Source organism: Streptomyces sp. RPA4-2 (assembly GCF_012273515.2).
Taxonomy (GTDB): domain Bacteria; phylum Actinomycetota; class Actinomycetes; order Streptomycetales; family Streptomycetaceae; genus Streptomyces; species Streptomyces kaempferi.
The window spans coordinates 4,430,663-4,456,342 of the sequence record NZ_CP050975.2 but is presented as its reverse complement, the minus strand read 5'-3'; the positions used below and the strand labels follow the sequence as shown (position 1 = coordinate 4,456,342).

Genomic DNA, 25,680 nt, shown 5'->3' with positions numbered 1-25,680 from the left:
GTGGCGTCCAACCGGCCTGCCCAGCCCACTTCGTTCGCGCCGAACGACACCCAGACTTTCGGTTACTCCCGCGGCGACGACGAGGGCCCCTGGGAGGAGTGGAACCCCACCGCGGATTCCGTCGCTCCCGTCCGCGGCCGGCACCGCGTCTCCAAGCAGCGCGGAGGCGGGCTCGCCCGCAGTTCCACCGTCCTCGGCGTCGGTGTCCTGGCCGCCGTTGGCGCGGGTGGCATCGCCACCGCCGCGCCCGGCAAGCCGCCCGTGTCGATCTCGCTGCCCGACCTCTCCTCGGTCACCCAGTCGGCCAAGGCCCTGATGTCCGACGGCGGTTCCAGCACGCCGAAGGGTTCCTCCACCCCGCTCACCGGCGCCGGTCTCACCAGCGCCGACGCCGCGCAGGGCAACGCGGACGCCGGCGAGGCGCTGCGGGCCCGCATCATGGAGCAGGCCGAGTCCCAGCAGGACCAGGTCGACAGCGCGGTCCAGGCCGCCGCCGAGACCGCCGCCGCGAAGAAGGCGGTCGCGCTGGCCGCCGAACAGCAGGACGAGGCCAAGGCCAAGGAAGCCGCCGCGAAGAAGAAGGCGGACGCGGAGGCCAAGCAGAAGGCCGAGGCCGCGCGCCTCGCGAAGCTCGCCAAGAGCTACTCGCTGCCGACCTCCTCGTACACCCTGACCTCCCGCTTCGGTGACGCCGGCTCCATGTGGTCCTCCGGCTACCACACCGGCCTCGACTTCGCCGCCCCCACGGGCACGCTGATCAAGGCGGTCCACAGCGGCACCATCACGGAGGCGGGCTGGGCCGGCTCGTACGGCTACCGCACGATCCTCACCCTCGACGACGGCACGGAACTGTGGTTCTGCCACCAGTCGTCCATCAGCGTCAGCGTGGGGCAGAAGGTGGGCACGGGCGACGTCATCGGACGGGTGGGCGCGACCGGCAACGTGACCGGGCCGCACCTCCACCTGGAGGTCCACCCCGGCGGCGGCGACGCGATCGACCCGATGGCGTGGCTGCAGAGCAAGGGCATCAACCCCTGATCCAGCGCCCGCCACGAGCACGGCGGGTGCGGAATGCGGTCGTCCGGTACGACTGTTGAAATGGGGTATGACTCCTCTCCGCAAGCTCGGTTCCTCCGATATCGAGGTCTTCCCGCTCGCCCTCGGCGGCAACGTCTTCGGCTGGACCGCCGACGAGGCGCAGTCCTTCGCCGTCCTCGACGCGTACGCGGCCGCGGGCGGCAACTTCGTCGACACCGCCGACAGCTACTCGGCGTGGGTCCCCGGCAACAGGGGCGGCGAGTCCGAGACGATCATCGGCAAGTGGTTCGCCGCGCGCGGCAACCGCTCCGATGTCGTCCTCGCCACCAAGGCCGGCGCCCATCCCCAGTACAAGGGGCTCGCCCCGGACACCATCAGGGCGGCGGCCGACGCGTCACTGCGCCGGCTCGGCACGGACTACATCGACCTCTACTACACCCACTTCGACGACACCTCGGTCCCGGTCGAGGAGATCATCGGCACGCTCGACGAGCTGGTACGGGCCGGCAAGGTCCGGGCGATCGGCGCCTCCAACCTCTCCGCCGAACGGCTCGCGGAGTCCCTGGAGTTCTCCGACCGCGAGGGCCTCGCGCGCTACACCGTCCTCCAGCCCCACTACAACCTCGTCTCGCGCGACACCTACGAGGGCCCGCTCCAGGAGGTCGCCTCCCGGACCGGACTGGCCGCCGTCCCGTACTTCGCCCTCGCCTCCGGCTTCCTCACCGGCAAGTACCGTCCGGGCACGACCGTCGACTCGGCGCGGGCCGAGGGCGCGCGCAAGCACCTCGAGACGGAGCGCGGCCCGCGTGTCCTCGACGCCCTCGACGAGGTCGCCCACGCCCATGACGTCTCGGTCGCCACCGTCGCCCTCGCCTGGCTCGCCGCCCGGCCCACGGTCGCGGCCCCGATCGCCTCCGCACGAACCGTCGAACAGCTTCCGGAGCTGCTCGCGGTCGCGGACCTCACGCTGAAGGACGACGAAGTGGCACGTCTGACGGAGGCGTCGGCCTGAGCCCTGCGCTCAGGGCCGGTAGGGGCCGTACACCGGGCGGGCGGCTGTCGGGTCCGGGTACGGCCGTCCGTCCCGGGGTGACGGCTGCACCGGCACATAGCCGTAGCCGTAGCCGTAGCCGTAGCCGGGGCCGTACCCGGGGCCGTACGCGGGCCGCGGCGGCGGTACCGGGACGGCGGGGGCCGTCACCCGTGCCGCGTACGCGAGGGAGGGGCGGGCGACCTCCCTGCGGTGCCACAGCTCGTGGAGCAGCTCCCGCTCCCGTACGACGAAATCGGCGCCCGCACGGCCGCTGCGCCCCCGGTGCCGCAGGAACGCGAGCGAGGTCGCGCAGGCCTCGTACCGCGCGACCGACCGTGCCGCCGCCCTGCCGAAGTGATGGGCCGCGTACCGACGGGCCAGCCGGCGTGCCCGCATCGAACCGAGTACGTACGGCTCGGGCGGGGTCAGCCACCCGGCGACGGCGTACGCCGGGAGTTCGGCGCGGACGGTCCTCAGCTCGCGCTGCCGCGTCCAGATGACGAGGAAGGTGAGCAGCCCGAACGCCGGCACCATGAACGCGCCGTACACCGCGAAGAACCCGTACTCCCCGAAGCTCGACGAGCCGTTCCACATCGCGTGCATGCCCATCGCGAGCAGCAGTCCGGCCGGCGGCAGCAGGAAGCGGCGCAGGCGTCGGCGCTCGGCGGACAGCGCCGCGATCCCGAAGCCGATGCCGGTGAACACGGTGAACAGCGGGTGCGCGAAGGGCGCCATCACGACCCGGACGAAGAAGGTCGCGGCGGTCACGGAGGCCAGGCCGTGCTCGCCGCTGAGCTGGTCGGTGCCGAAGGCGGTGCCGAGGTAGAGGATGTTCTCGGTGAAGGCGAAGCCGGTCGCGGTGACCCCGGCGATGACCACGCCGTCGACGATCCCGGTGAAGTCCCGTCTGCGGAAGAGGAAGACCAGCAGCACGGCGGTGGCCTTCGCGGACTCCTCGACGATCGGGGCTATGACCGTCGCGCCGAGGGTGTCGGCGCTCGCCGGGTCGGCGGTGGCGGTCGCTATCCACCGGGTCGCGAAGCTGTTGGCGACGATCGCTATCAGCGCCGCCGCGCACGCGCCCCAGGCGAAGGCGAAGAGCAGGTTCCGCCAGGGGCCCGGCTCGACCCGGTCCAGCCAGCGGAACGCGGCGAGAAGGAGCGGGACGGGCAGCACGGCGAGGCCGAGGCCCACCAGGAAGCCCTCGGTACCGGTCTGCCGGCGCACCAGGGCCAGGATGACGAGACCGGCGAGCGCGAGCAGGATGGTCAGCGCGCCGTAGCGCACCCTCCCCCAAGCTCTCGGCCCTCGAGCAGGGAGGCGCCCCCATCGCTGCCACCAGTGCGGGTGCCGGGGCGGACCCGCGGGCGGCGCGCCGCCGGGAGCGCCGGGGTGCGTGGGGTACGCGGGAAAGGTGGCCACGGCATTGACCCTAACGAGGCAGGGGCGGTGCCCGCGACGGTGCCGGAGGCGGTCCGCAGGGGTGTCAGTCGCCCGAAGTGTGCTGCTCGCGGTGCTGTACGCGCCGGAAGAGCAGGTCGTTCACCACATGACCCTTCTCCAGCCCCTGGCCCTCGAAACGGGTCAGCGGCCGGAAGCCCGGACGAGGCGCGAAACCGCCGTCCGGCGCGGTGTTCTCGAACTCCGGATGCGCGGTCAGCACCTCCAGCATCTGCTCGGCGTACGGCTCCCAGTCCGTCGCGCAGTGCACCAGGGCGCCCGGCGCGAGGCGGGTCGCGGCGAGGTCCAGGAACTCCGGCTGGATCAGCCGGCGCTTGTGGTGGCGCTTCTTGGGCCAGGGGTCGGGGAAGTACACGCGCAGGCCGCTCAGCGAGTCCGGCGGGAGCATCTCACGGAGCAGGATGATCGCGTCGCCGTTGCCGACCCGGATGTTGGCCAGTCCGTTCTGGTCCGCGAGGTTCAGCAGATTGCCCTGGCCGGGGGTGTGCACGTCGACGGCCAGGATCCCCGTCCCCGGGTCCTCGGCCGCCATCCGCGCCGTGGCCTCGCCCATGCCGAAGCCGATCTCGAGGACGACGGGAAGGTCGGCACCGAACAGTTCGGCCAGGTCGATGATGCGCTGCCCGTCGATGTCGAGACCCCACTTGGGCCACAGCCGCTGCAGAGCGTCCGCCTGCCCGGCCGTCACCCGGCTGCGGCGCGGCTGGAAACTCCGGATCCGCCGCTCGAAGTGCGACCCGGCGGGATCGGCCTGCGGCCCGCCGGGGAACCGGGGCTCTCCCTTGGCACGGGGAGCGCTCCCGCGGGTGTCGCCGGGGTGGGGCTGTTCGGGGGAGCTGCTCAGGAACTCAGACACAATGCGTCGATTTTACGACCAGGTCCCGCAGGCACCGTCCGCTGCCTACGGGGGCTGCCGCCCGCGGACCCGCGCTTCGGCCTCAAGGGCCTCGTCCTCAAACGCCGGACGGGCTGACATACCCAGCCCGTCCGGCGTTTGAGGACGAGGCCCTTCGGGCGACGCGGCGGTCCGGGGGCGGAGCCCCAGGTGGAGGATGATGGGAGTCCCCCCTGCTCGAGCGAAGCCGAGAGCTCGGGGGAGGGTAGGGGCGGCGGGGGCGAGAATCCTCAGGTCACCGCCAGCGCAGCCAGCGCCCGACGGGCAACCTCTCTCCCGATCGGCAGAGCCGCCGTCGCGGCAGGCGACGGCGCGTTCAGCACATGCACCGTCCGCACCCCCTCCTCGATCAGGAAGTCGTCCACCAGCGTCCCGTCCCGCAACACCGCCTGCGCCCGCACCCCCGCCGCCGCGGGCACCAGATCGTCCACGGTCACCGCCGGCAGCAGCCGCTGCACGGCCCCGGTGAACGCCTTCCGGGACACCGACCGCCGCAGCTCCCCCGCCCCGTACGACCAGTGCCGCCGGGCCATCCGCCACGACCCGGGCCAGGCCAGGGTCGTGCCCACCTCGCGGGGGCGGATCACCCCCCACCCGTATCCCTCCCGGGCGAGCGCGGGCACCGCGTTGGGCCCGATGTGGACGTCTCCGTCGATCCCCCGGGTGAGATGCACCCCGAGGAAGGGGAAGGCGGGGTCCGGCACGGGATATACGAGCCCCCGCACCAGCTCGGGACGCGCCAAGGAGTAGTACTCACCGCGGAACGGCACGATCCGCATCCCCGGCTCGTCCCCCGCGAGCCGGGCGACCTCGTCGCACTGGAGCCCCGCGCAGTTGACCAGCACCCGCGCACGGACGATCGTGCCGTCGCCGGTGCGGACGGCGACTCCGAGGGCGTCCCGCCGGTCGATGCGGACGACCTCGGCCCCGTACCGGATCTCCGCGCCGGAGGCTTCCGCGAGCTGCCGGGCGACCGCGACGTAGTCGCATGTCCCCGTCGTGCCGACATGGATCGCGGCGAGCCCGCGCACCTCCGGCTCGTACTCCGCGAGCTGGGCGGTGCCCAGCTCGCGCACCGGGATCCCGTTCTCCCGGCCTCGCTGTACGAGTGCGTGCAGGCGGGGCAGCTCGGCCTTCTCCGTGGCGACGATCAGCTTGCCGGTGACGGCGTGCGCGATGCCGTACTCCGCGCAGAACTTGACCATCTCGGCGGCGCCACGCACCGCGTACCGCGCCTTCAGCGAGCCCGGCCGGTAGTAGATCCCGCTGTGGATCACCCCGCTGTTGTGACCCGTCTGGTGCCGGGCGGCGCCGGACTCCTTCTCCAGCACCGTCACCCGCGTGCCCGGCGCGGCGCGCGTGATCGCGTACGCCGTCGACAGGCCGACGATCCCGCCGCCGATCACCAGCACATCGCAGTCGTAAACGATCCGCACCTGCTTCACCTCCCGGCTTCGATAGTGCACTGCGCCACTGACAATGCCCTCAAACCCGGAAAGCGCCGCGAAGATCGCACAGAAGAACGAGCGGACGTCGCGCGTGCGGGGGACGGGGCGAGCCCGTGTCCCGCGGGGGCTCATCCCGTCCCGCACGTCCCGTCCCCGCACACCGGAGCGGATCCGATCCCGGCCCTGTCCGGTCGTCCGTTCCTTCCCGTCGGATGACGCGAAGGGCCGGGCGACCGGGCACGGCCGTCGGACACGGTCTAGGCGGGAGCCATCAGCAGCGGTCGTGCGCGCTCCCGGAGTTCCACCACGCGCGGTTCGTCGCCGTACGGCTCCAGCCGGTGGAGCAGGTCCTTCACGTACTCGGTCGTGCGCGCGGAGGAGATGCGCCCGGCGACCTCCACGGCCCGTACGCCCTGTTCGCACGCCGCGTCCAGATTGCCCGACTCGAGCTCGGCGACCGCCGACACCACCAGGCGCAGACCGTGGGAGCGGACGAACTCCTCCGTCGGCTTCGACAGCGCCTGCTCGGTGAAGCGGCGGACCTGGCGCGGCGCCTTGAGGTCGCGGTAGCACTCCGCCGCGTCGGCGGCGAGCCGGTCGTACGAGTAGAAGCCGAGCCAGGACGGATCGTTGTCGCCGTCCCGGGCCCGCTCCAGCCAGCCCTCGGCGGCCCGCAGGGCCGCGCCGGCCGCGTGGGCGTCCCCCGCACGCGCGTGGGCGCGCGCCTCGACGAGGCGGAAGAAACTCATCGTGCGGGCCGTGGCCAGGCCGCGGTTGCGTTCCAGGGCGGCCTGGGCGAGGTCGACGCCCTCGTCGCCGAAGCCGCGGTAGGTCGCCTGGAGGGACATGGACGCGAGCACGTAGCCCCCGAGGGGGACGTCCGCCGCCGCTCTGGCCAGCCGCAGCGCCTGGATGTAGTAGCGCTGCGCCGCCTCCTGCTGGCCGGTGTCGAAGGCCATCCAGCCGGCGAGCCGGGTGAGTTCGGCGGACGCCCCGAAGAGGGCCCTGCCGACCTCGTCCGAGTACGAGCCGAGCAGCAGCGGAGCCGCCTCGACGCGCAGACACTCCGGCACCATCGACGAACGCCAGTCGCCGCCCCCGTACTTGGAGTCCCAGCGCCTGGCGTCCTCGGCCGCCTCGCGGAGCTTCTGCACGTCGCTGTGGCCGACTTTCAGTGGCGCTCCGGAGCCCTCGGCGGGGTTCGCGTCCCGCGCCACCGAACTGTCGGCCGGGGTTATCAGCCAGCGTGAGGCGGGGGTCGCGTAGGCGCTCACCGCGAAGGAACCGGCCAGTGACTGCCAGATGCCGCCGCTGCCGGCCCGGCGCCCGGCGAGATCGAGACGGTACAGATCGGTGGCCGACCGCACCGCCTGCCCGACGTCACGGGGGAAGGCGAGGCCCACTTCGGGCGCGGGATCCGCGTCCGCCAGGCCTATCTCGTGGAGCGGCACCGGGCGGCCGAGCTTCTGTCCGATGGCGGCCGCGATGAGGTGCGGAGCAGCCCCCTGCGGCACCATTCCCTTCGACACCCAGCGCGCCACGGACGTCTTGTCGTAGCGAAGAGTCAACCCGCGTTGAGCGCCAAGATCGTTGACGCGCCGCGCGAGTCCTGCGTTGCTGATTCCCGCGAGGGCGAGAACGGCGCCGAGTTTTTCGTTCGGCCCGCGTTGCTCCCTGGACATGCGCCACCCCTCGACACAGACGGCTGCCGCGCTGGCATAACCATGCGGCATTCGTAAACCCAGCGTAGTTCGCCGCATCCCATGCGTTAAGGGGCGTTGTTCCCAATGGCGGGATTGTGGTCCGTACGGAAGTACGGACGGTTGCGGCGTGCTCCTGTCGTGTGGCTGTGCGCCCGCCCGTGCGCTCTACTCCGGCCATCGGGGGAGCGCTTCCATGGATGGTGCGTGGGTCGGCCCGCTGTACTGGATCCAGTGGGCTGGGGGACACCGCCGCCTCCATCCCCGCGGGCGGCGGACCGGTCCGGGAGGCGAACTCCGCCTCCCGGACCGTGCGTCGGTCCAGCGGTGCGCAGGGCCTGTACGGAGAGTGTGCGCGGCTGTCCGGCCGTGGCCGATTTGGCCGAAAATCGACGGTGCCCCTCGCGGGTGATTACCGCTCCTACCACGTGACTTGAGGGCGCGCAGGGTGTCCGAGGGGAGCGTATCGGGGGCGCATTCGCGTCGCAGATCCACCCCCTCCCTCGGCGGCCCGTTCGTCCGTCTCCGCTGACAGCCGCCCCTCCGGCGGGTGTTCGCAGTTGTTCCGGATCGGCTTTGCAGTCGCTCCCCAGCGGCGCGCACGCGTTCGCGGGGGCGCATTCCAGGGGGCGCAAGCCGTCGCAGGAACCCTCCCGCGCGCACTCTTCGTGGCAGCATGGTGCCGAGTTCGTACGGTGCACTGGTTGTCCACAGTCCGTGGAGGCGTCGATGCGGTGGTTGGTGGGGTGGAGCAGTACCGCCGCCAAGGCGCCCGAGATCGGTTCGGCGGGCGCCACCGGAAGCGACGGCGAGACCGTGCACCCGGTGGGCTCCCAACTCCTGTGGGGCGACCCCGATCCGCTCTGGGCGGTCGGCGACTGGCGCCCCGACGAGGTCCGCGTCGTGAAGGCCGGCGCACAGAACCGGATCGCGGTCCTCGGCACCTGTGGCGCGAGCGACGAGGAGATCAAGGTCGGACTCTTCGCGGCGCGCGGCGGCGCCCTGCGGCATCTCACCGCGTGGTCCGGCAGTTACACCGCCGTCGTGCAGGTCGGCCGCCGCGTCACCGTCGCGGGTGATCTCGCCGGCATCCGGCCCGTCTTCTACACGCCCTGGGCCGGCGGCACCGCGTACGCGACCGCCGCGCTGCCCCTCGCCGACCTCATCGAGGCCAACCTCGACTTCGGTCATCTGGCGGCCCTGCTCGCCGCCCCCGACGTACCGGCCGCGGTCCACGACTCGACCCCCTACGAACGCGTGCGGCGCATTCCGCCGGGACACGCGCTGATCCTGCGCACCGGCGCGCGGGAGATCGCCGGCTACGAACCCGTCGCCTCGCTCGCCGTCGCCGCGCCCTCCGCCGACCCCGAGCGCGCGGTGGACGGCGTCCGGGACGCCCTCGTGGAGGCCGTGCGCGCGCGGCTCGCCGCGCCCCGGCACGTTCCCGGCACGGACATCGACCCCGGGCCCGTGCCCGGGATGGGGCCCGCGGAACGGCGCGCGGCGCGGGGCATGCCCGTGCCCGGGATCGGGGCCGACCTCTCGGGAGGCCCCGCCTCGGGGACGCTGGCCCTGCTCGCCGCGGGGCTTCCGGGAGCGCCCGGGACCGTCCTGGGACACGGCACGGGAGCCGGGGAGCGGCTGCTCGCGGTCACCTTCAACGACCTCGCGGTGCGTGGACGGGAGGCCGAGCTGGAGCGGGCGGGGACACTGGCCGCCAATCCCCGGCTGCACCACGTGGTGGTCACCGGGGGCGAGGAGACCCTTCCTTACGCCGACCTGGACGGCCCGCTGACCGACGAGCCAGGACCGTCGCTGGTGGCCGCGGCGCGGCACCGGGCGCGGCTCGCCTCCGGCAGCGCGGACCACTTCACGGGGTACGGGGCCCGGCAGGTGCTCGACGCCCATCCGGCGCGGCTGGCCGACCTGCTGATGGACCGCAAGAGACGTCATCTGGTGCGACCCGTCGCCGCGTTGGCGAAGGCCGACGGGTCGGTGATGGTTCCCGCGCGCGTGTACGGCGCGGCCCGCAGGCTGGCCCGTACGCCGTACCGGACCGGTGTCGACGTCCTCGCCGACCGGCTGATGCACCGGCGGTTCGAGGAACCAGGCGGGGCCGTGGGGGCGTCGCTCGCCGCGCTCACCTGGGCCAGGCCCGGCCCGGCGGCGCGTTGGCTGACCGGTGAGGCGTTGGCTGAAGTATCGGTTCGCCTGCAGGGAACCACAGGTCGGCCGGGGGTCGGGCCCGGGCAGCGGCCCGGTGACTTCCGCGCCCGTGCGGCGCTCGCGCGCCATGCCGCCGATCTCCGTGTCCTGGAGCAGGCCGCCGAGATCCGCTTCCAGCGGCTGCACATGCCGTTCCTGGACAACCAGGTCGTCCGCGCCTGCCGCGCCCTTCCGGAGGCGCTGCGTGTCCAGCCCGGGGCGCGGGCGGAGATTCTGCGTACGGTGCTGGAGGGGGCCGGGGTGGCCGAACTGCCGCCCGGGTGGGGGCGCCTTCGCACGCGTCCTCGGCGGCGGCCGCGCGGACGGGGCTGCGGGTGGCCGCGGACTCCCTGATCGCGCTGTTCGACACGCCGTTGCTCGCGCAGGCCGGGCTGGTGGAGGCGCGGGTCGTGCGCAAGGCGCTGCGGGCCGCTGCCGCGGGGGAGCCGTTGCCGTTGGACGGGCTCGCGGATCTGGTCTCCCTGGAGCTGTGGCTGCGGCGGTTGCTCGCGCGGCGGGGACGTGCTGGACGGGGACGCCCGCGCGGCAGCGGGCGGTGCCCGCGGGGATCGTGCCGCAGGGGCGGGCGTTGGGGGCGGGGGCCGGGGGGCGGGGGTAGCTTGCCGGTGGTGGCGGTGGCGGTGGTGGTGCCGGTCGGCTGTCGGTGGGGGGTGGGGCGGGGCCGTGCCGGTGTGTCGAGGCCGTCGCCGCCGGATCAGGCGTGGGCCGGGCATGCGAGCCGCTGCTCGATCCGAACGTAAGCGACGGCCTGCGACACACCGGCACGGCCCCTCGCGTGGGACGGCGGCTGCGGGAGGGGGGCTTCCCCGGTGCGGGTGCGCATCTCCGGGCCGTTCGGAACTGTTCGGTGCAGGCCGGTGTCTCCGGGCCGTCCGCGACCCTTCAGCGCAGGTCCGCACCTTCAGCCCGTCCGGCGTTTGAGGACGAGCCCTTCGGGCGATGGCGGGGGTCCAGGGGCGGCAGCCCCTTGGCGGGGGTCTGGGGGAGCCCCCAGGTGGAGGATGGGTCGGGTAGGGGCGAAGGAAGGGTTTTCGGGTGGTCGCCGGAGGCGCGACGCCCGGCCGGGGAAAACCCTCGGCCCCACACACCGGCGCCGGTGAGAATGGACGCGTGCGGTACAGGATCCTGGGAGTCGCCCAGGCACAGGACGAGCGGGGAACACCGACCACGGTCGGCGGCCCCCGCGTCCGCGCCCTGCTCGCCTCCCTGGCCCGCCGCCCCGACCGCACCACACCCCCGGAAACCCTGATCGACGAGGTGTGGGCGGACGACCCCCCACTGGACGCGCCGGCGGCACTGCAGGCCCTGGTGGGCCGCCTGCGCCGCACCCTCGGCAGGGACGCGGTCGTCTCGGAGCCCGGCGGCTACCGCCTGCGCGCCGCCAGGGACGACGTGGACCTGTTCGTCTTCGAGCGTCTGGTGCGCGAGGGCACGGCGGCCCTCGAACACGGCGACGCCCGTACCGCCGCCCGCACCCTGCGCGAGGCCCTCGCCCTGTGGCGCGGCCCGGCCTTCGCGGACCTCCCCGACCGCAGCGCCGCGACGCGCCCGGACGCACTCCGCCTGGAGGCGACGCGCACCCGTGTCGAGGCGGACCTGCGACTGGGCCGCGCCCCCGACGTCGTACCGGAGTTGAAGGAGCTGACGACCGCCCACCCGTACGACGAGGCCCTGCGCGCCCTGCTTCTGCGGGCCCTGCGCGACGCGGGCCGCGGCGCGGACGCGCTGGCCGCGTACGAGGAGGTGCGCCGTGCCCTGCTGGACGGGCTGGGCACGGACCCTGGCCCGGAACTGCGCTCCCTGCACGCGGAGTTGCTCGACCAGGAGGCCGGGCCCACGCCGGTACCCTCCCGGCCGGAGCGGAACGGCAACATCCGTCCCCGTCTGAACTCGTTCGTCGGGAGGGAACCCGACCTCGGTGCCATCCGTTCCGATCTGCGGAGGGCACGCCTGGTCACGCTGACCGGACCGGGCGGTTCGGGGAAGACCCGCCTCGCCGAGGAAGCCGCCGCCGGGCTTCCGCAGGCGTGGCTGGTCGAGCTGGCCCCGCTCGACCGGCCCGAGGCGGTCCCGGGTGCCGTGGTCAGCGCCCTCGGTCTGCGCGAGACCGCGCTGATCAGCAACGAGACGGCGATCGGCCAGGACGACCCGCTCGCCCTGCTCGTCGAGTACTGCTCCGCGCGCGACCTGCTCCTGATCCTCGACAACTGCGAACATGTCATCGGCGCCGCGGCCGAGCTCGCCGAAACCCTCCTCACCCACTGCCCGGGGCTCACGATCCTCGCCACCAGCCGCGAACCCCTCGGTGTGCCCGGTGAGTTGGTGCGCCCGGTCGAGCCCCTCCCGCCCGATCCCGCGCGGCGCCTGTTCACGCAGCGCGCGGCGGCCGTGCGTCCCGGCGCCGATGCCGCCCTGCGCGACTCCGCGGCGGTGGACGAGATCTGCCGGCGGCTCGACGGCCTGCCCCTGGCCATCGAACTGGCCGCCGCGCGCCTGCGTCTGCTGACACCACGGCAGATCGCCGACCGGCTCGACGACCGCTTCCGGCTCCTCACCTCCGGAAGCCGCACCGTGCTGCCCCGCCAGCAGACCCTGCGCGCCGTCGTCGACTGGTCCTGGGACCTGCTCGACGAGCGGGAGCGGACCGTGCTGCGCGAGGCGTCCGTCTTCGCGGGCGGCTGGGACCTCGCCGCCGCCGAGGCCGTGTGCACCGGCCCCGCCGCCCACCTCGTCGGCGCGCTCGTCGACAAGTCCCTCGTCGTGGCGACCCCGTACGACGCGGACGCCGACGGGAGTGGTGCCGACGGCACGGGTGGCGGTGGGGGCATGCGGTACCGGATGCTGGAGACCATCCACGAGTACGCGGCCGAGCGCGCCGCCGAGGCCCCCGAACTGCGCGCCGGGGCCGAGCGCCGTCACCGTACGTGGGCGCGAGGACTCGCCGAGCAGGCCGAGCCGCTGCTGCGCTCCGCCGCCCAACTGCCCTGGATCCGGCGCCTGGAGACCGAGCTCGACAACATCCGGGCGGCCCTCCACCGTTCCGTCGTCGCCGGTGCCGAGGAGGAGGCGGGCTCGCTCGTCCTCGCCATGGGATGGTTCTGGTGGCTGCGCAACTTCCGCCGCGAGGGCACCGACTGGACCGACCGCGTCCTGCGCCTGGGCGCGGTACTCGACGCGACCGGATCCGCGCACGGCGGGCAGACGGCGCCCGGCACCGGCGGGTGCGCCGGACCCGTCGGACCCGTCGGGCTCGTCGGACCCGTCGGGCTCGAGAGCTTCGACCCGCTGGACGCCTTCCTCGACGCCCCCGGCGGCGAGGAGTCCCATCCGCTGCACCGCCTGCGGATGCGGATACGGATGCTGCACCTGTTCATGCGGGTGGAGACCGATGCGCTGGACGAACAGGACCATCCGCGCGTCCGGGAGTACGTGGAACGGGTCCGGGACGCCTTCGAGAAGGGCGGCCCGGACGCCGCGAGCATGCCGGGCATCGTCTGGCCGATGGCCGCCTTCTTCCTGAGCGGCTCGTACGACGTGCGTCCGGCGATGGAGAAGGCGGTCGCCAACTGCCGTGCGTACGGGGACGACTGGGCGATCGGTGTCACCCTGATGTTCCGTACGCACATGGCCGTCGACGCCCCGGGCGGTATGCCTGGCGTGGACGACGACCTCGCGGAGCTGCGTGTGCTCAGCCGGCGGGTGGGTGACCGCTGGATGCGCGCCCAGGTGTGCAGCGCCGCCGCCGAGGCGGCCATGGCGCGCGGTCTCTACGAAGAGGCGAAGGCCGAGTACGAGGAGGCGCTGCGGCTCGCGTTCGAGGTCGGCGCGCACGCCGAGACGCCGTTCCTGCTGGCGCGGCTGGCCGAACTCGCCTACCGCGCCGGCGAGCGCGCGCGGATGCTGGCCGCCCTGGACGAGGCGGACGCGGCGGCCGAGCGGTACGGGGTGATGGACTCCCGTGCCTTCGTCCGGATGCTGCGCGCGCAGCTGGCCCTGGACGACGGCGAGACCGCCCTCGCGCGCGACATGTGGCAGAAGGCCTGCGAGATGAGTCTGCGGGGCACCCCTCCGCCGCAGTTCACGGCGGCGCTGAACTGGGTCGAGGCGCTCATCACGGCCGCCGAGTCCGGTCCGGAGCGCGGGCTGCGGAAGATGGCCGACGCCCTGGGGGCAGCGGTGGCGGGGCGGTGCGCCGACGTGGTGACGGCAGGGCTCGTCGACAGCGCGGCGGACCTGCTGTCCGGGCTCGGCGACCATCCTCGCGCGACCCGTCTGTTCGCCGCGGGGGCACGGTGGCGCGGCGGTCATCCCCGCCCCGCTCTGGAGCGCGCCGCCGCCGAGCGTGGTGAGGTCGCGGCCCGCGCGGCCCTCGGCCCCGACTGTTACGCGTCGGAGTGCGCCAGGGGAGCGGACTTCACCGCGGACGACGCCCTGCGCGACCTCGCGGAGGCGGCGAAGGAGCACCCCGCCGACAGTCCTTGACCCCGGCCCCGCCGGTGGGGCCGGGGCGGCTCACCGGGCGGCTCCCGGTGCGGCTCACCGTGCTGCGGGGCTCACTGGCACTCGAACTTCGATTCCGCCCAGTCCGCCAGCGCCACCGAGTCGAACGGCGTGTGCGGTTCCACGACGAGCCGGATCGTCCTCCGGCCGTTGAGATTCACCCGGACGGGGATCGTCCGGTCGCCGCCCTTGACCAGCGGCGACCGCCACAGGCGTGCTCCGTCGGCGTAGACGGAGAAGCTGACCCGGCCCAGGCCCATCGTCAGGTCGTCGACGCCGACCTGAGCCTCGTACGCCGAGCAGCTGCGGTTGAGGTCGATGGTGACGGAGGACGTGCCGTGGACGGTCACCCCGTGCGCGTACCGCTGGTCCGAGACCGACATCCCCCATCGCTGCCAGACCCAGCTGCTCTCGCCGAGCCGCATCTCGGGCCGGGTGTGGTCGCCGGTGATGCCGTAGCGCAGCTCGTTCCACTGGTAGACGACCGGCGCGGGCGTCGGCGTCGGGCTGGGTGTCGGGTCCGGGGGCGGCGGCAGCGGCGGAGTGGGGCTCGGAGCGGGTTCCGGCTTCGCCTCCGTGGGGGCGGGGGACGGGTCGGGCGCGGGTTTCGGGGTGGGCTTCGGTGCCGGGGCGGCGGCGCGGGCGGGCGCGGTGGCCGCCACCGACTGCTGCGGCGCGGGCCTCTTCGACGGCGGGAGCGCCGGTGGCCGGGGCGGTGCTTCGACTGCGGGCGACGCGGCGGGCCTGGCCTCGGGTTTTTTGGCGCCGCTCTCGTTGCTTAAGCCAGGGCGAGTGCGACCGCCGCGGCGGCCACCGCGACGACGCCCGCCGCGATCCCGGCCTTGACCGGCGCCCCGAGCCCCTCGGAGACCGCCGCGCCGCCCCCCGCGCCCGCTCCGCCGGAGCCGCCTGCCGCGGCGGCCGCTCCCGCCGCGCCCGCTCCGGCACCACCGGCGATGAGCGCGACGGCCTTCGCGTACCCGGCGGCGCCGAACCAGCCGATGACCGCGACCGGCACGACCGCCGGGATACCGCTGGCGACCTCCTTGATCTGGCCCGCGGCGAGCCGGCACTTGGCGCACTCCTCCAAGTGTTTGCGCAGCCCGCGCTCGGCCCGGGTGCGCAGCCCGCCCCGGGCGTAGGCGCCGAGCCGGTCGGCGTAGCGCGCGCACTCCTCGTCCCGGGTGAGCGTGGCGCTCACATGCGCCTGGAGGTAGGCCTGCTTGAGGCCTTCGCGGGCGCGGCTGGCGAGGACACGGGTGCCGTTGGCGTCCAGCCCGAAGAGGGTGGCGACCTCGCTCGGTGACTCGTCCTCGACCTCCGTGTGCCACAGCACGGCCTGCCAGCGCTCCGGCAGCGAGCGGAACGCCTGCATGGCCATCGACTGTTCGGCCTCGTGCATCGCGCGCGCGTCCGCGCCGAGGTCGAGCGTGTCGCCGTCGGAGACCTCGGCACCGCGCACGGCCTGTGCGGCGAACACCGCGAAATCGTCGACCAGTTGCTCCCGCTTCGCGGACTTCGTCCAGTTCGCGGCGACCCGGCGGACCGTCGTCAGCAGATACGCGCGTACGGCGTGCTCGGGGCCGTGGCCGCCGCGCACCGCCTGGAGCATGCGGGCGAACACCTCGGCGGTCAGGTCGTCCGCGGTGTGCGCGTCCCGGCAGCAGGTACGGGCGTAACGGCGGACGGCCTCCGCGTGACGGCGGTACAGCGCCTCGTACGCGGTGTCGTCGCCCGAGCGCATGCGTCCGATCAGATCGGTGTCGGACGGCGGAGGTTCGACCGGGGGCGGCAGGACGCCGCTGACGTCCCGCGGATCGAAGCGGTCGCGTTGCGCCGGGACGCTGGGATCGCCGGGGGTGCCCTGGGAGTTGCCGGAGGGGCTCGGGAGGTTCGGGGCGCCGGAGGGCCTCGGGGGCCGGAGGGGCCCAGGCTGTCTCCCGGGGGTCCGCCCTGGCTGGGGACCTGCTGCGAGGGCAGGCCGCCCGCCTCCGCGCCGCCGTCACCGAGTGACTCGTCCCGCCCGTCAACGCTCATCGCGGAAAGCCCCCGCCTGCACACACTCGGACCCGAATACCGGGACAGATTGCCACACGCTTCAGGGGCGGGACCGCGCCCCACGGACCAACCACTCGTCCGTGGGGTTTTGCCGCACGACAGCTCTAGCGGTCACCCGTTTGGGGAATAGTCAATAACTGCATCCGACAGGGGAGTTGCCGCTATGGGCAGTATGTCGTGATATGTCCCGCGTCGTGTGCCGCCCATGCCGTTCGTGGAACGCGCAGCGCCCGCACCACCCGACGAGGCGGGTGGCACGGGCGGCGTGGGCGGTACGGGTGCCACGGGGGGCGCGGATATGCGGGCGGTACGGATGTGCGGGCGGTGCGGCCGTGCCGGTGGTGCGGGTGGTGCGGGCGCCGCTCATCGGGTGTGTCTACGGCGCGTGTCCACGGCGTGCGTGCCGGTGCGCCCGCGTTCGGTGGTCCACCGCCGCGGGAAGGGCCGGCCGCTGCCGGAACGGTCGGTCCTGCCGGACCGGTCCGAGGCCGCTCACGCCGGACGCGAGCGCAGCCCCTCCAGCAGGATGTCCAGCAACCGGGCCGAGGCCGCGGCCTGCTGAGCGGCGTCAGGAAGCGAGGGCGCCGCCGTGGCGATCACCAGCAGTACGTCCGCCACGGTCACGTCCGTGCGCAGCTCGCCCGCCGCACGTGCCCGGTCCACCAGCCGGCCCACCACGTCGAGCAGCGCGGTCGCACCGGCGTCGTCGACCACGTTCTCGGGCGTGGGCCGCTGCTCGACGAGCCTGAGTTCGGCGCCGAGTTGGGAGCGCTGCTGCGGCACCCGTGCCTCGTCCGCGGCGGGCTCGTCCTCCGCGACACCGACACGCAGGATCTGCGGCGGCAGCAGCCGTCCCGCGCCCGAGGCCACCGACGTCCGCAGGAAGCGCGAGAGCGCCGACCACGGTTCGTCCTCCTGGCCGAGCGCCGTGCGTGCCTGGTCGGTCAGCCGGGAGGTCTCCTCCTCGGCTATCCGGCGCACCAGGACGTCCTTGCTCGGGAAGCGCCGGTACACCGTGCCGACACCGACCCGGGCGCGCCGCGCGACGTCCTCCATCGGCGCGCCGTATCCCAGCTCGCCGAAGACCTCGCGCGCCGCGCGCAGTACGTGTTCCAGATTGCGCTGTGCGTCCACGCGCAGCGGCGCCGTCCGTGATCCGTCTCCCGGACCACGGCCGTTGCCGCCCGCTGCCGCGCCGACCGTGCCACCGGATGCGATGGCAGGCGCGGAAGACCAATGAGAGTCCTGAATGTGCATAAGCGTTCCCCCGGTAATGACGTCTCCCCCCGGAGACTCCCCCGCCATTGGAAGGCGGAGCGAGCGGAACAAGCCTGATTCCCGAACCCGCCGCGCGGACTCGTCCAGCACATCCCCCTACACCCCGTCGACACACGAACATAGTTGAGTGGGGGTCAATTCAGAAGGGGCAGGTTCCGCACGGAGCGCCCCCCGATCGGAGTACGGGTCGGATACCTCCCGGTTGCGCCCCCTCCGCACCCCCCACCCGCCCGCGCTGACCTGCGAATTTCCTTCGCAGTCCGGCAAATCGGCCATCCCTCCGCGTTCACGGCGGCCGGTCACACAAATTGTCGAGGCTGTGGACAAACTCCAGAGCTGGGTGCGTCATGGGATGGTGAAGGAACCTGTGCGCATTCTCATCGTCGGCGGCGGCTACGTCGGGATGTACACCGCCCTCCGTCTCCAGCGGAAGTTGAAGTCGGAACTTAAACGGGGTGAGGTCGAGCTGGTCGTGGTCTCGCCCGACCCCTACATGACGTATCAGCCGTTCCTTCCCGAAGCGGCCGCCGGCTCGATCTCCCCGCGCCATGTGGTCGTCCCGCTGCGCCGGGTCCTCGGCCAGTGCCGGATCGTCATCGGCGAAGCCCGCTCCATCGACCACGCCCGGCGCACCGCGACCCTCGGCACGCTCGCCACCGAGGAAGGCGGGGGCACGGAACAGCTCACCTACGACGAACTCGTCCTCGCCCCCGGCTCGATCTCGCGCGCCCTCCCGATCCCCGGTCTCGCCGACTTCGCCATCGGCTTCAAGACCGTCGAGGAGGCCATCGGCCTGCGCAACCACGTCATCGAACAGATGGACATCGCCTCCTCCACCCGCGACCCCGCGATCCGTGACGCGGCTCTGACCTTCGTCTTCGTAGGAGGCGGATACGCGGGCGTCGAGGCACTCGGCGAACTGGAGGACATGGCCCGCTACACCGCGCGGTACTACCACAACATCGAACCCGAGGACATGAAGTGGATCCTCGTCGAGGCCTCCGACCGCATCCTGCCCGAGGTCGGCGAGGAGATGGGCACCTACACGATCACCCAGCTGCGCCGCCGCAACATCGACGTACGCCTCAAGACACGCCTCGACTCCTGCGCGGACCGGATCGCCGTCCTCAGTGACGGCGCCCGCTTCCCCACCCGTACGGTCGTGTGGACCGCCGGAGTGAAGCCGCACCCGGTGCTCGCCGCGACCGACCTGCCGCTGAACGCGCGCGGCCGCCTCCGGTGCACGCCCCAGCTCACCGTCGAGGGTGCCCCGCACGCGTGGGCCGCGGGAGACGCCGCCGCCGTCCCCGACGTCACCGCCGCGGAGACCGGCACGGAGACCGCGCCCAACGCCCAGCACGCGGTGCGCCAGGCCGGCGTCCTCGGGGACAACATCGCGCACTCCCTGCGCGGCGAACCGCTCGAGACGTACTCCCACAAGTACGTCGGCTCGGTCGCGTCCCTGGGACTGCACAAGGGCGTCGCACACGTCTACGGCCGAAAGCTGAAGGGCTATCCTGCTTGGTTCATGCACCGCGTCTACCACCTCAGCAGGGTCCCGACCTTCAACCGCAAGGCCCGCGTACTCGCCGAATGGACCTTGGCGGGAGTCTTCAAAAGGGAGATCGTGTCCCTCGGATCCCTCGAACACCCCCGAGCGGAGTTCGAACTCGCGGCCGGTGGAAAACATCCGATCGACCCGAAGCTCGACCCGAAGGGGTCGTCCTGACCGGACCCAGGAACTCCACCGATCAGGCAGGCGTCTGACGGATGTCGGTCCGGTCGGCCAGACTGGTCCACGACCTCGGGCGGCCCGACCGCCCGCTCTCCGCACCCACGAGGCTTCTTCCCAAGCGCCGCACCCCCAGGGGACGCGAGCCCTCGGCGACCGCGCCGCGGGCCGACCCCGACCGGATCCGGAGCCGACCGGAGACGACCACCACCAGGCAAGGATCACGAGGCAAGGATTCGGTGAATTTCACGCGCTGGAGCGCCCGGCTCCCCGGAACGCAGCGCCGCGCCGCAGCGCGGACCGAGCACATGGCCTCCCCGGACCGGCGAGGTGATGGGGCCGTGCCCGCGGCCCGCGCCGAGCGGCTGACCGACGACCAGCAGCCCGTCCCCGCCGTCGACGACCTCCCCGTACGCGAGGTCCTCGACCGCGTACCGGCCCTCGTCGCCCTCGTGCACGGCCCCGACCACCGCCTCGCCTACGTCAACGACGCCTACGCGGCCGCCTTCGGCGCCCGTCCCGTCGGCGAGCCCGCGGCCGAGGCGCTCCCCGAGCTCGCGGAGATCGGCCTGCTCCCGCTCCTCGACCAGGTCCTGCGCAGCGCCAAGCCCCGCACCGTCAAGTCCCGCAAGGCGCCCGGCGGCCGCTCGTACACCTTCACCTGCACGCCCGTCGACGCCACCCCGGACGGCCCCGACGGCGGCGTCCTGATCTTCGCCACCGACGTCACCGACCACGCCGAGGCGGCCGAGCGGCTGCGCGCCAGCGAGCGCCGCCAGCGCGAGACCGCAGTCACCCTCCAGCGCTCCCTGCTCCCCCAGGAACTGGAGGAGCCCGACGACCTGCGTGTCGCCGCCACCTACCAGCCCGGCGGCACCGAGGCAGCGGTCGGCGGCGACTGGTACGACGTGATCACCCTCGGCGGCGGCCGCACGGCCCTGGTCATCGGCGACGTGATGGGACGGGGGGTGCGGGCCGCGGCCGTCATGGGCCAGCTGCGCACCGCCGTGCGCGCGTACGCCCGCCTCGACCTGCCCCCGCACGAGGTGCTCCAGCTCCTCGACGGACTGGCCACCGAGATCGACGCCAACCAGATCGCCACCTGCGCGTACGCCGTCCACGACCCCAACGAGGGCCGGCTCGTGTACGCGTCGGCGGGCCACCTCCCGATCCTCGTACGCGACGAGAACGGCACCGTGCTGCGGGCCGACGAACCCACCGGACCGCCCCTGGGCACCGGAGGCTGGATGCACGCGTCGGGCTCGGTCCCACTGGGACCCGGCTCGACGGCCGTCCTCTACACCGACGGTCTGGTGGAGCGCCGCAACGAGGACCTCGACGAGGGCATCGCCGCCCTGGAGCGCGCCCTCGCCGGCGCCACCGGCACACCCCAGGTCGTCTGCGACCGTCTCGTCCGCTCGGCGGGCGTCACCGCGGACCACGACGACGACGTGGCGGTCCTGGTCCTCCAGCACCCGGCCCGCACGGGCCCCGACGGCGAGCTCTTCCGCAACGCCGCGCTGGAACTGCTGGGCGGGGTGGAAGCCGCTCCCCGCGCGCGGGCCTTCGCCTCCGGCGTCCTGACGAGCTGGCGCTTCCCTCCGGACCTGCACGACCTGGGCGTCCTCGCCACCAGCGAACTCGTCGCCAACTCCCTGCAGCACGGCACCCCGCCGATGCGTCTGCGGCTGCGCCGCACCGACCGCCGGCTGATCATCGAGGTCACCGACGGCGACGACCACCTCCCGCGCCGCCGCCGCGCCGAACCCGCGGACGAGGCCGGCCGGGGCATCGCGATCGTCGCCACGATCGCCTCCGGCTGGGGCTCCAGACGCACTCCCGGCGGCGGAAAGGCCGTGTGGTGCGAGTTCGCACTCCCTCGCACCACCCCCTGAACCGGAACTCCCCCCGCCGGAAGTCCCACAGAACGCAGACGACTGGGCCGCCACCACAGGAAGTGGTGACGGCCCGGCGTCCGCGTCGTTCGTCAGGCGTTCGCGGCCACCGGCTCCGCCGTCGCCCCGCCCTGAGCGACCACCCTGCTCCTCGCCAGCCACGGCTGGTCCTGCACCGGACTGAGCTGCCGCCCGAGCCGCACTGCCAGGAACGTGATGCCCAGCGAGAACAGCAGGAACGTCACGACATAAGGGCCGTGCAGCGAGGCCCCCATCGGCCCGCCCACCGCCGGACCGATGGCCAGCGCGAGCTGCTTCACCAGGGCGAAGGCGGAGTTGTACTGCCCCGCGAGACCCGCCGGTGCCAGATCGGCGACCAGCGGCGCGACGGTCGGCGACAGCATCGCCTCGCCGAGACCGAAGAGCGCGTACGTCGAGACGAACGCGGCCGTCGCCATGGTCCGGCTGCCGTGCCCGAGGCCCGCGTACCCGGCCGCGACCCAGGCCACGGCCCAGATGAGCCCCACCGCGGCGATCACCCGGGACCGCTTCCGGCGCTCGACGAGCTTCAGCACCGCGAACTGCGCCACCACGATCATCGCCGTGTTCGCCGCCATCGCCGTACCGAGCGCGGAGGTGGAGATCCCGGCCGCCTCGACGCCGTACGCGGAGAGCCCCGACTCGAACTGCCCGTAGCAGGCGAAGAACAGTACGAAGCCCAGCACGGACAGCTGCACCATGGCCCGGTTGCCGAGCAGCTGCTTCCACGTGCCGCCGTCGGCCTGCGGTGCCTCGTCCCGGATCCGCGGAGCGCGCGGCATCCGCACCGTCGCCATGATCACGGCGAGCACCAGGAACATCGCCGACTCGATCCCGAACAGCAGCGTGAAGGAACCCGCCCGGGTCGTGTCGACGATGTGGCCGCCGATCAGACCACCGACCCCGAGCCCGAGGTTCTGCAGGAAGAACTGTGTGGCGAAGGCGCGCGAACGGGTGTCCGCGGTGGAGAAGTCCACGATCATCGTCGCCAGCGCCGGCTGCATCACGGCCTGCCCGGCACCGAGCGCGGCCGCCGACAGCACCACGGTCGTGGCGCTGCTCGCGAGCCCCAGGCTCAGCGCTCCGAGGGCGGCGGTGGCCAGGGCGGTGAGCAGGACCGGCAGCGGACCGCGCCGGACGATGGCGCGCCCGGCGAACGGCAGCACCACGAGCGCGGCCACGGCGAAGACGGCGAGCACGACGCCCGCCGTCATGGAGCCGAGTCCCCGCACCTGCGCCACATAGACATAGAGGAAGGGGACGGTAAAGCCGAGCCCGAACGCTCCGAGTGCGTTGCCTACGTGGATCCGGCGCATCGCTGCGCCCATCGCCCTGGTCACTTTCACCTGCCTTGGTCGCGAAGAAACAGGCCCGCACCCCGCAAGGGTGCAAGCCTGAAGACTTCGAAGCTAAAGTTAGAAGTTGAACTCTACACCTAGAAGGACTTCAACGCCAAGCGAGCCATGCGATACTTCCGCCATGGCCGACACCCCCGGCGTCGGCGGCGAGCCGACACTCGAAGAGCAGATCGCCGCCTATCAGCGCGAGTTCCAGGACCTCGACCCTCAGGTCGAGAAGATCGTCTCGGCGCTCGGCCGTCTCAATCGCCGGATGAACGTCGCCTACGGCCGGCAGACCGCCAACCTCGGCATCAGCAACGCCGAGTGGGAGGTGCTCAAGGCCCTCGTGCTGGCCGGCGCCCCATACCGCATGGGTCCGAGCGACCTGGCGAAGCGACTGGGGCTGACCCCGGCCGCGATGACCCACCGGATCGACCGCCTGGTCGCGGAGGGTCTCGTCACCAGGGAGCGCGACGAGTCGAACCGGGTGCGGGTCATCGTGGAGCTGACGGGCGAGGGGCGCGAGAAGTGGCTGGAGGCCATGCGCCTGGCCACGGTCTTCGAGGAGGACCTTCTCCAGGACCTCTCCGCCGACGAGCGCGGTGTCCTGGGCGAGGTACTGACCCGTCTCCTCCGCCGCGTGGAGCACGCCCAGCCGGACGCCGGCGGACGACTCACCGACCTCGATTAAAGATCTTGACAGGGGCGGTTGACACACCCCTGCTGGATCCGTAGGGTTCTTCGAGTTGCCACAGAGCCGTAACGGTTCTCCGGTAGCACCTCCGCCGCGGACGCGGCACCCAAACCAGCAGCACGATCTCCCAGCCGGGGCGAATTCGGTGTGCCCGAATTCAATTCGAATGGGCTCGGCGGACCGATTAGGACCTGCCGGGAGGATCCGCTAAAGTTTGGGACGTCGGAACGGCCCAACGGCCGGGAAGACAAGCCCCACTGACTGGGAATCAGGCCCGAAAGGATCTGATAGAGTCGGAACCGCCGGAAAGGGAAACGCGAGAGCGGAAACCTGGAAAGCACCGAGGAAATCGGATACGGAAACGGTCTGATAGAGTCGGAAACGCAAGACCGAAGGGAAGCGCCCGGAGGAAAGCCCGAGAGGGTGAGTACAAAGGAAGCGTCCGTTCCTTGAGAACTCAACAGCGTGCCAAAAATCAACGCCAGATATGTTGATACCCCGTCTCCGGCCGATCGGTCGGGGCGAGGTTCCTTTGAAAAAGTCCTGCCCCTTGGGGTAGGCGCACAGCGAGGACGCTGTGAACCGGGAGGATTATTCCTCTTCCTGGTTCCGCTCTCGTGGTGTCGTCCCGATTACGGGAAAACATTCACGGAGAGTTTGATCCTGGCTCAGGACGAACGCTGGCGGCGTGCTTAACACATGCAAGTCGAACGATGAAGCCCTTCGGGGTGGATTAGTGGCGAACGGGTGAGTAACACGTGGGCAATCTGCCCTTCACTCTGGGACAAGCCCTGGAAACGGGGTCTAATACCGGATAATACCTGCCTGGGCATCTGGGTGGGTTGAAAGCTCCGGCGGTGAAGGATGAGCCCGCGGCCTATCAGCTTGTTGGTGAGGTAGTGGCTCACCAAGGCGACGACGGGTAGCCGGCCTGAGAGGGCGACCGGCCACACTGGGACTGAGACACGGCCCAGACTCCTACGGGAGGCAGCAGTGGGGAATATTGCACAATGGGCGAAAGCCTGATGCAGCGACGCCGCGTGAGGGATGACGGCCTTCGGGTTGTAAACCTCTTTCAGCAGGGAAGAAGCGAAAGTGACGGTACCTGCAGAAGAAGCGCCGGCTAACTACGTGCCAGCAGCCGCGGTAATACGTAGGGCGCAAGCGTTGTCCGGAATTATTGGGCGTAAAGAGCTCGTAGGCGGCTTGTCACGTCGGGTGTGAAAGCCCGGGGCTTAACCCCGGGTCTGCATTCGATACGGGCTAGCTAGAGTGTGGTAGGGGAGATCGGAATTCCTGGTGTAGCGGTGAAATGCGCAGATATCAGGAGGAACACCGGTGGCGAAGGCGGATCTCTGGGCCATTACTGACGCTGAGGAGCGAAAGCGTGGGGAGCGAACAGGATTAGATACCCTGGTAGTCCACGCCGTAAACGGTGGGAACTAGGTGTTGGCGACATTCCACGTCGTCGGTGCCGCAGCTAACGCATTAAGTTCCCCGCCTGGGGAGTACGGCCGCAAGGCTAAAACTCAAAGGAATTGACGGGGGCCCGCACAAGCAGCGGAGCATGTGGCTTAATTCGACGCAACGCGAAGAACCTTACCAAGGCTTGACATACACCGGAAACGGCCAGAGATGGTCGCCCCCTTGTGGTCGGTGTACAGGTGGTGCATGGCTGTCGTCAGCTCGTGTCGTGAGATGTTGGGTTAAGTCCCGCAACGAGCGCAACCCTTGTTCTGTGTTGCCAGCATGCCCTTCGGGGTGATGGGGACTCACAGGAGACTGCCGGGGTCAACTCGGAGGAAGGTGGGGACGACGTCAAGTCATCATGCCCCTTATGTCTTGGGCTGCACACGTGCTACAATGGCAGGTACAATGAGCTGCGAAGCCGTGAGGCGGAGCGAATCTCAAAAAGCCTGTCTCAGTTCGGATTGGGGTCTGCAACTCGACCCCATGAAGTCGGAGTTGCTAGTAATCGCAGATCAGCATTGCTGCGGTGAATACGTTCCCGGGCCTTGTACACACCGCCCGTCACGTCACGAAAGTCGGTAACACCCGAAGCCGGTGGCCCAACCCCTTGTGGGAGGGAGCTGTCGAAGGTGGGACTGGCGATTGGGACGAAGTCGTAACAAGGTAGCCGTACCGGAAGGTGCGGCTGGATCACCTCCTTTCTAAGGAGCACTTCTTACCGATCCCTCCGGGGTGAGGTCAGAGGCCACTACGTCGGCAAACGTTCGACGGTGGTTGCTCATGGGTGGAACGTTGATTATTCGGCACACTTGATCGTCTTCTCCTTCGAGTACTGTCCTTCGGGGCGTGGAAAGAGTGAGGGAAGCGGGGAGT

Annotated in this window: 12 protein-coding genes, 1 rRNA gene and 2 pseudogenes; 8 read left to right on the top strand and 7 right to left on the bottom strand. The window is 71.8% G+C overall.

Annotation, left to right across the window (positions count from 1 at the left end):
* Entirely contained in the window at nucleotides 1-1,038 is a 1,038-nt protein-coding gene (locus tag HEP85_RS19375) for a M23 family metallopeptidase (protein WP_168528863.1), read from the top strand.
* Nucleotides 1,039-1,105: 67 nt separating this feature from the next.
* Nucleotides 1,106-2,050: an aldo/keto reductase gene (locus HEP85_RS19370; RefSeq protein ID WP_168528862.1), complete on the top strand. Its 945-nt coding sequence runs from the start codon at nucleotides 1,106-1,108 to the stop codon at nucleotides 2,048-2,050.
* 9 nt (nucleotides 2,051-2,059) lie between these two features.
* Here the strand turns inward: HEP85_RS19370 and HEP85_RS19365 are convergent, their stop codons facing one another.
* From HEP85_RS19365 to HEP85_RS19350, 4 genes are all read right to left on the bottom strand, one after another.
* Nucleotides 2,060-3,493: a PrsW family intramembrane metalloprotease gene (locus tag HEP85_RS19365; protein WP_168528861.1), complete on the bottom strand. Its 1,434-nt coding sequence runs from the start codon at nucleotides 3,491-3,493 to the stop codon at nucleotides 2,060-2,062.
* A gap of 64 nt (nucleotides 3,494-3,557) precedes the next feature.
* Entirely contained in the window at nucleotides 3,558-4,388 is an 831-nt protein-coding gene (gene trmB / locus HEP85_RS19360; RefSeq protein WP_369657769.1) for a tRNA (guanosine(46)-N7)-methyltransferase TrmB, read from the bottom strand.
* Nucleotides 4,389-4,657: 269 nt separating this feature from the next.
* Nucleotides 4,658-5,893 carry an L-2-hydroxyglutarate oxidase gene (gene lhgO, locus HEP85_RS19355; RefSeq protein ID WP_168528859.1) on the bottom strand — a complete coding sequence of 412 codons (1,236 nt, stop codon included), beginning with the start codon at nucleotides 5,891-5,893 and terminating at the stop codon, nucleotides 4,658-4,660.
* A 239-nt stretch (nucleotides 5,894-6,132) separates the two neighbouring features.
* Entirely contained in the window at nucleotides 6,133-7,557 is a 1,425-nt protein-coding gene (locus tag HEP85_RS19350; RefSeq protein ID WP_329288794.1) for an MFS transporter, read from the bottom strand.
* 747 nt (nucleotides 7,558-8,304) lie between these two features.
* On the opposite strand from HEP85_RS19350, the pseudogene HEP85_RS19345 reads away from it, so the two are divergent.
* Nucleotides 8,305-10,399: pseudogene (locus HEP85_RS19345) on the top strand (asparagine synthase-related protein).
* A gap of 512 nt (nucleotides 10,400-10,911) precedes the next feature.
* On the top strand, nucleotides 10,912-14,283 hold the full coding sequence (locus HEP85_RS19340) for a BTAD domain-containing putative transcriptional regulator (protein ID WP_168528857.1): 3,372 nt from the start codon (nucleotides 10,912-10,914) through the stop codon (nucleotides 14,281-14,283).
* A 71-nt stretch (nucleotides 14,284-14,354) separates the two neighbouring features.
* Here HEP85_RS19340 and HEP85_RS19335 read toward each other — a convergent pair.
* Both HEP85_RS19335 and HEP85_RS19330 read right to left on the bottom strand, forming a co-directional pair.
* Nucleotides 14,355-16,338: pseudogene (locus HEP85_RS19335) on the bottom strand (sigma-70 family RNA polymerase sigma factor).
* A 513-nt stretch (nucleotides 16,339-16,851) separates the two neighbouring features.
* On the bottom strand, nucleotides 16,852-17,616 hold the full coding sequence (locus HEP85_RS19330) for a TetR/AcrR family transcriptional regulator (protein ID WP_168528854.1): 765 nt from the start codon (nucleotides 17,614-17,616) through the stop codon (nucleotides 16,852-16,854).
* 373 nt (nucleotides 17,617-17,989) lie between these two features.
* Between HEP85_RS19330 and HEP85_RS19325 the strand changes: the two genes are divergently transcribed.
* A complete protein-coding gene (locus tag HEP85_RS19325; RefSeq protein WP_168528853.1) occupies nucleotides 17,990-19,366 on the top strand; it encodes an NAD(P)/FAD-dependent oxidoreductase in 1,377 nt (458 codons plus the stop codon).
* A gap of 242 nt (nucleotides 19,367-19,608) precedes the next feature.
* Nucleotides 19,609-21,264, top strand: coding sequence for a SpoIIE family protein phosphatase (locus HEP85_RS19320; RefSeq protein WP_168528852.1), 1,656 nt, complete (start codon nucleotides 19,609-19,611; stop codon nucleotides 21,262-21,264).
* A 92-nt stretch (nucleotides 21,265-21,356) separates the two neighbouring features.
* Here the strand turns inward: HEP85_RS19320 and HEP85_RS19315 are convergent, their stop codons facing one another.
* On the bottom strand, nucleotides 21,357-22,631 hold the full coding sequence (locus tag HEP85_RS19315; RefSeq protein WP_168528851.1) for an MFS transporter: 1,275 nt from the start codon (nucleotides 22,629-22,631) through the stop codon (nucleotides 21,357-21,359).
* A gap of 151 nt (nucleotides 22,632-22,782) precedes the next feature.
* Between HEP85_RS19315 and HEP85_RS19310 the strand changes: the two genes are divergently transcribed.
* Nucleotides 22,783-23,334 (top strand): MarR family winged helix-turn-helix transcriptional regulator, encoded by a 552-nt coding sequence (locus HEP85_RS19310; RefSeq protein WP_168528850.1) that lies wholly within the window; start codon nucleotides 22,783-22,785, stop codon nucleotides 23,332-23,334.
* 648 nt (nucleotides 23,335-23,982) lie between these two features.
* Nucleotides 23,983-25,508, top strand: a 16S ribosomal RNA gene (locus HEP85_RS19305).
* Nucleotides 25,509-25,680 lie beyond the last annotated feature (172 nt).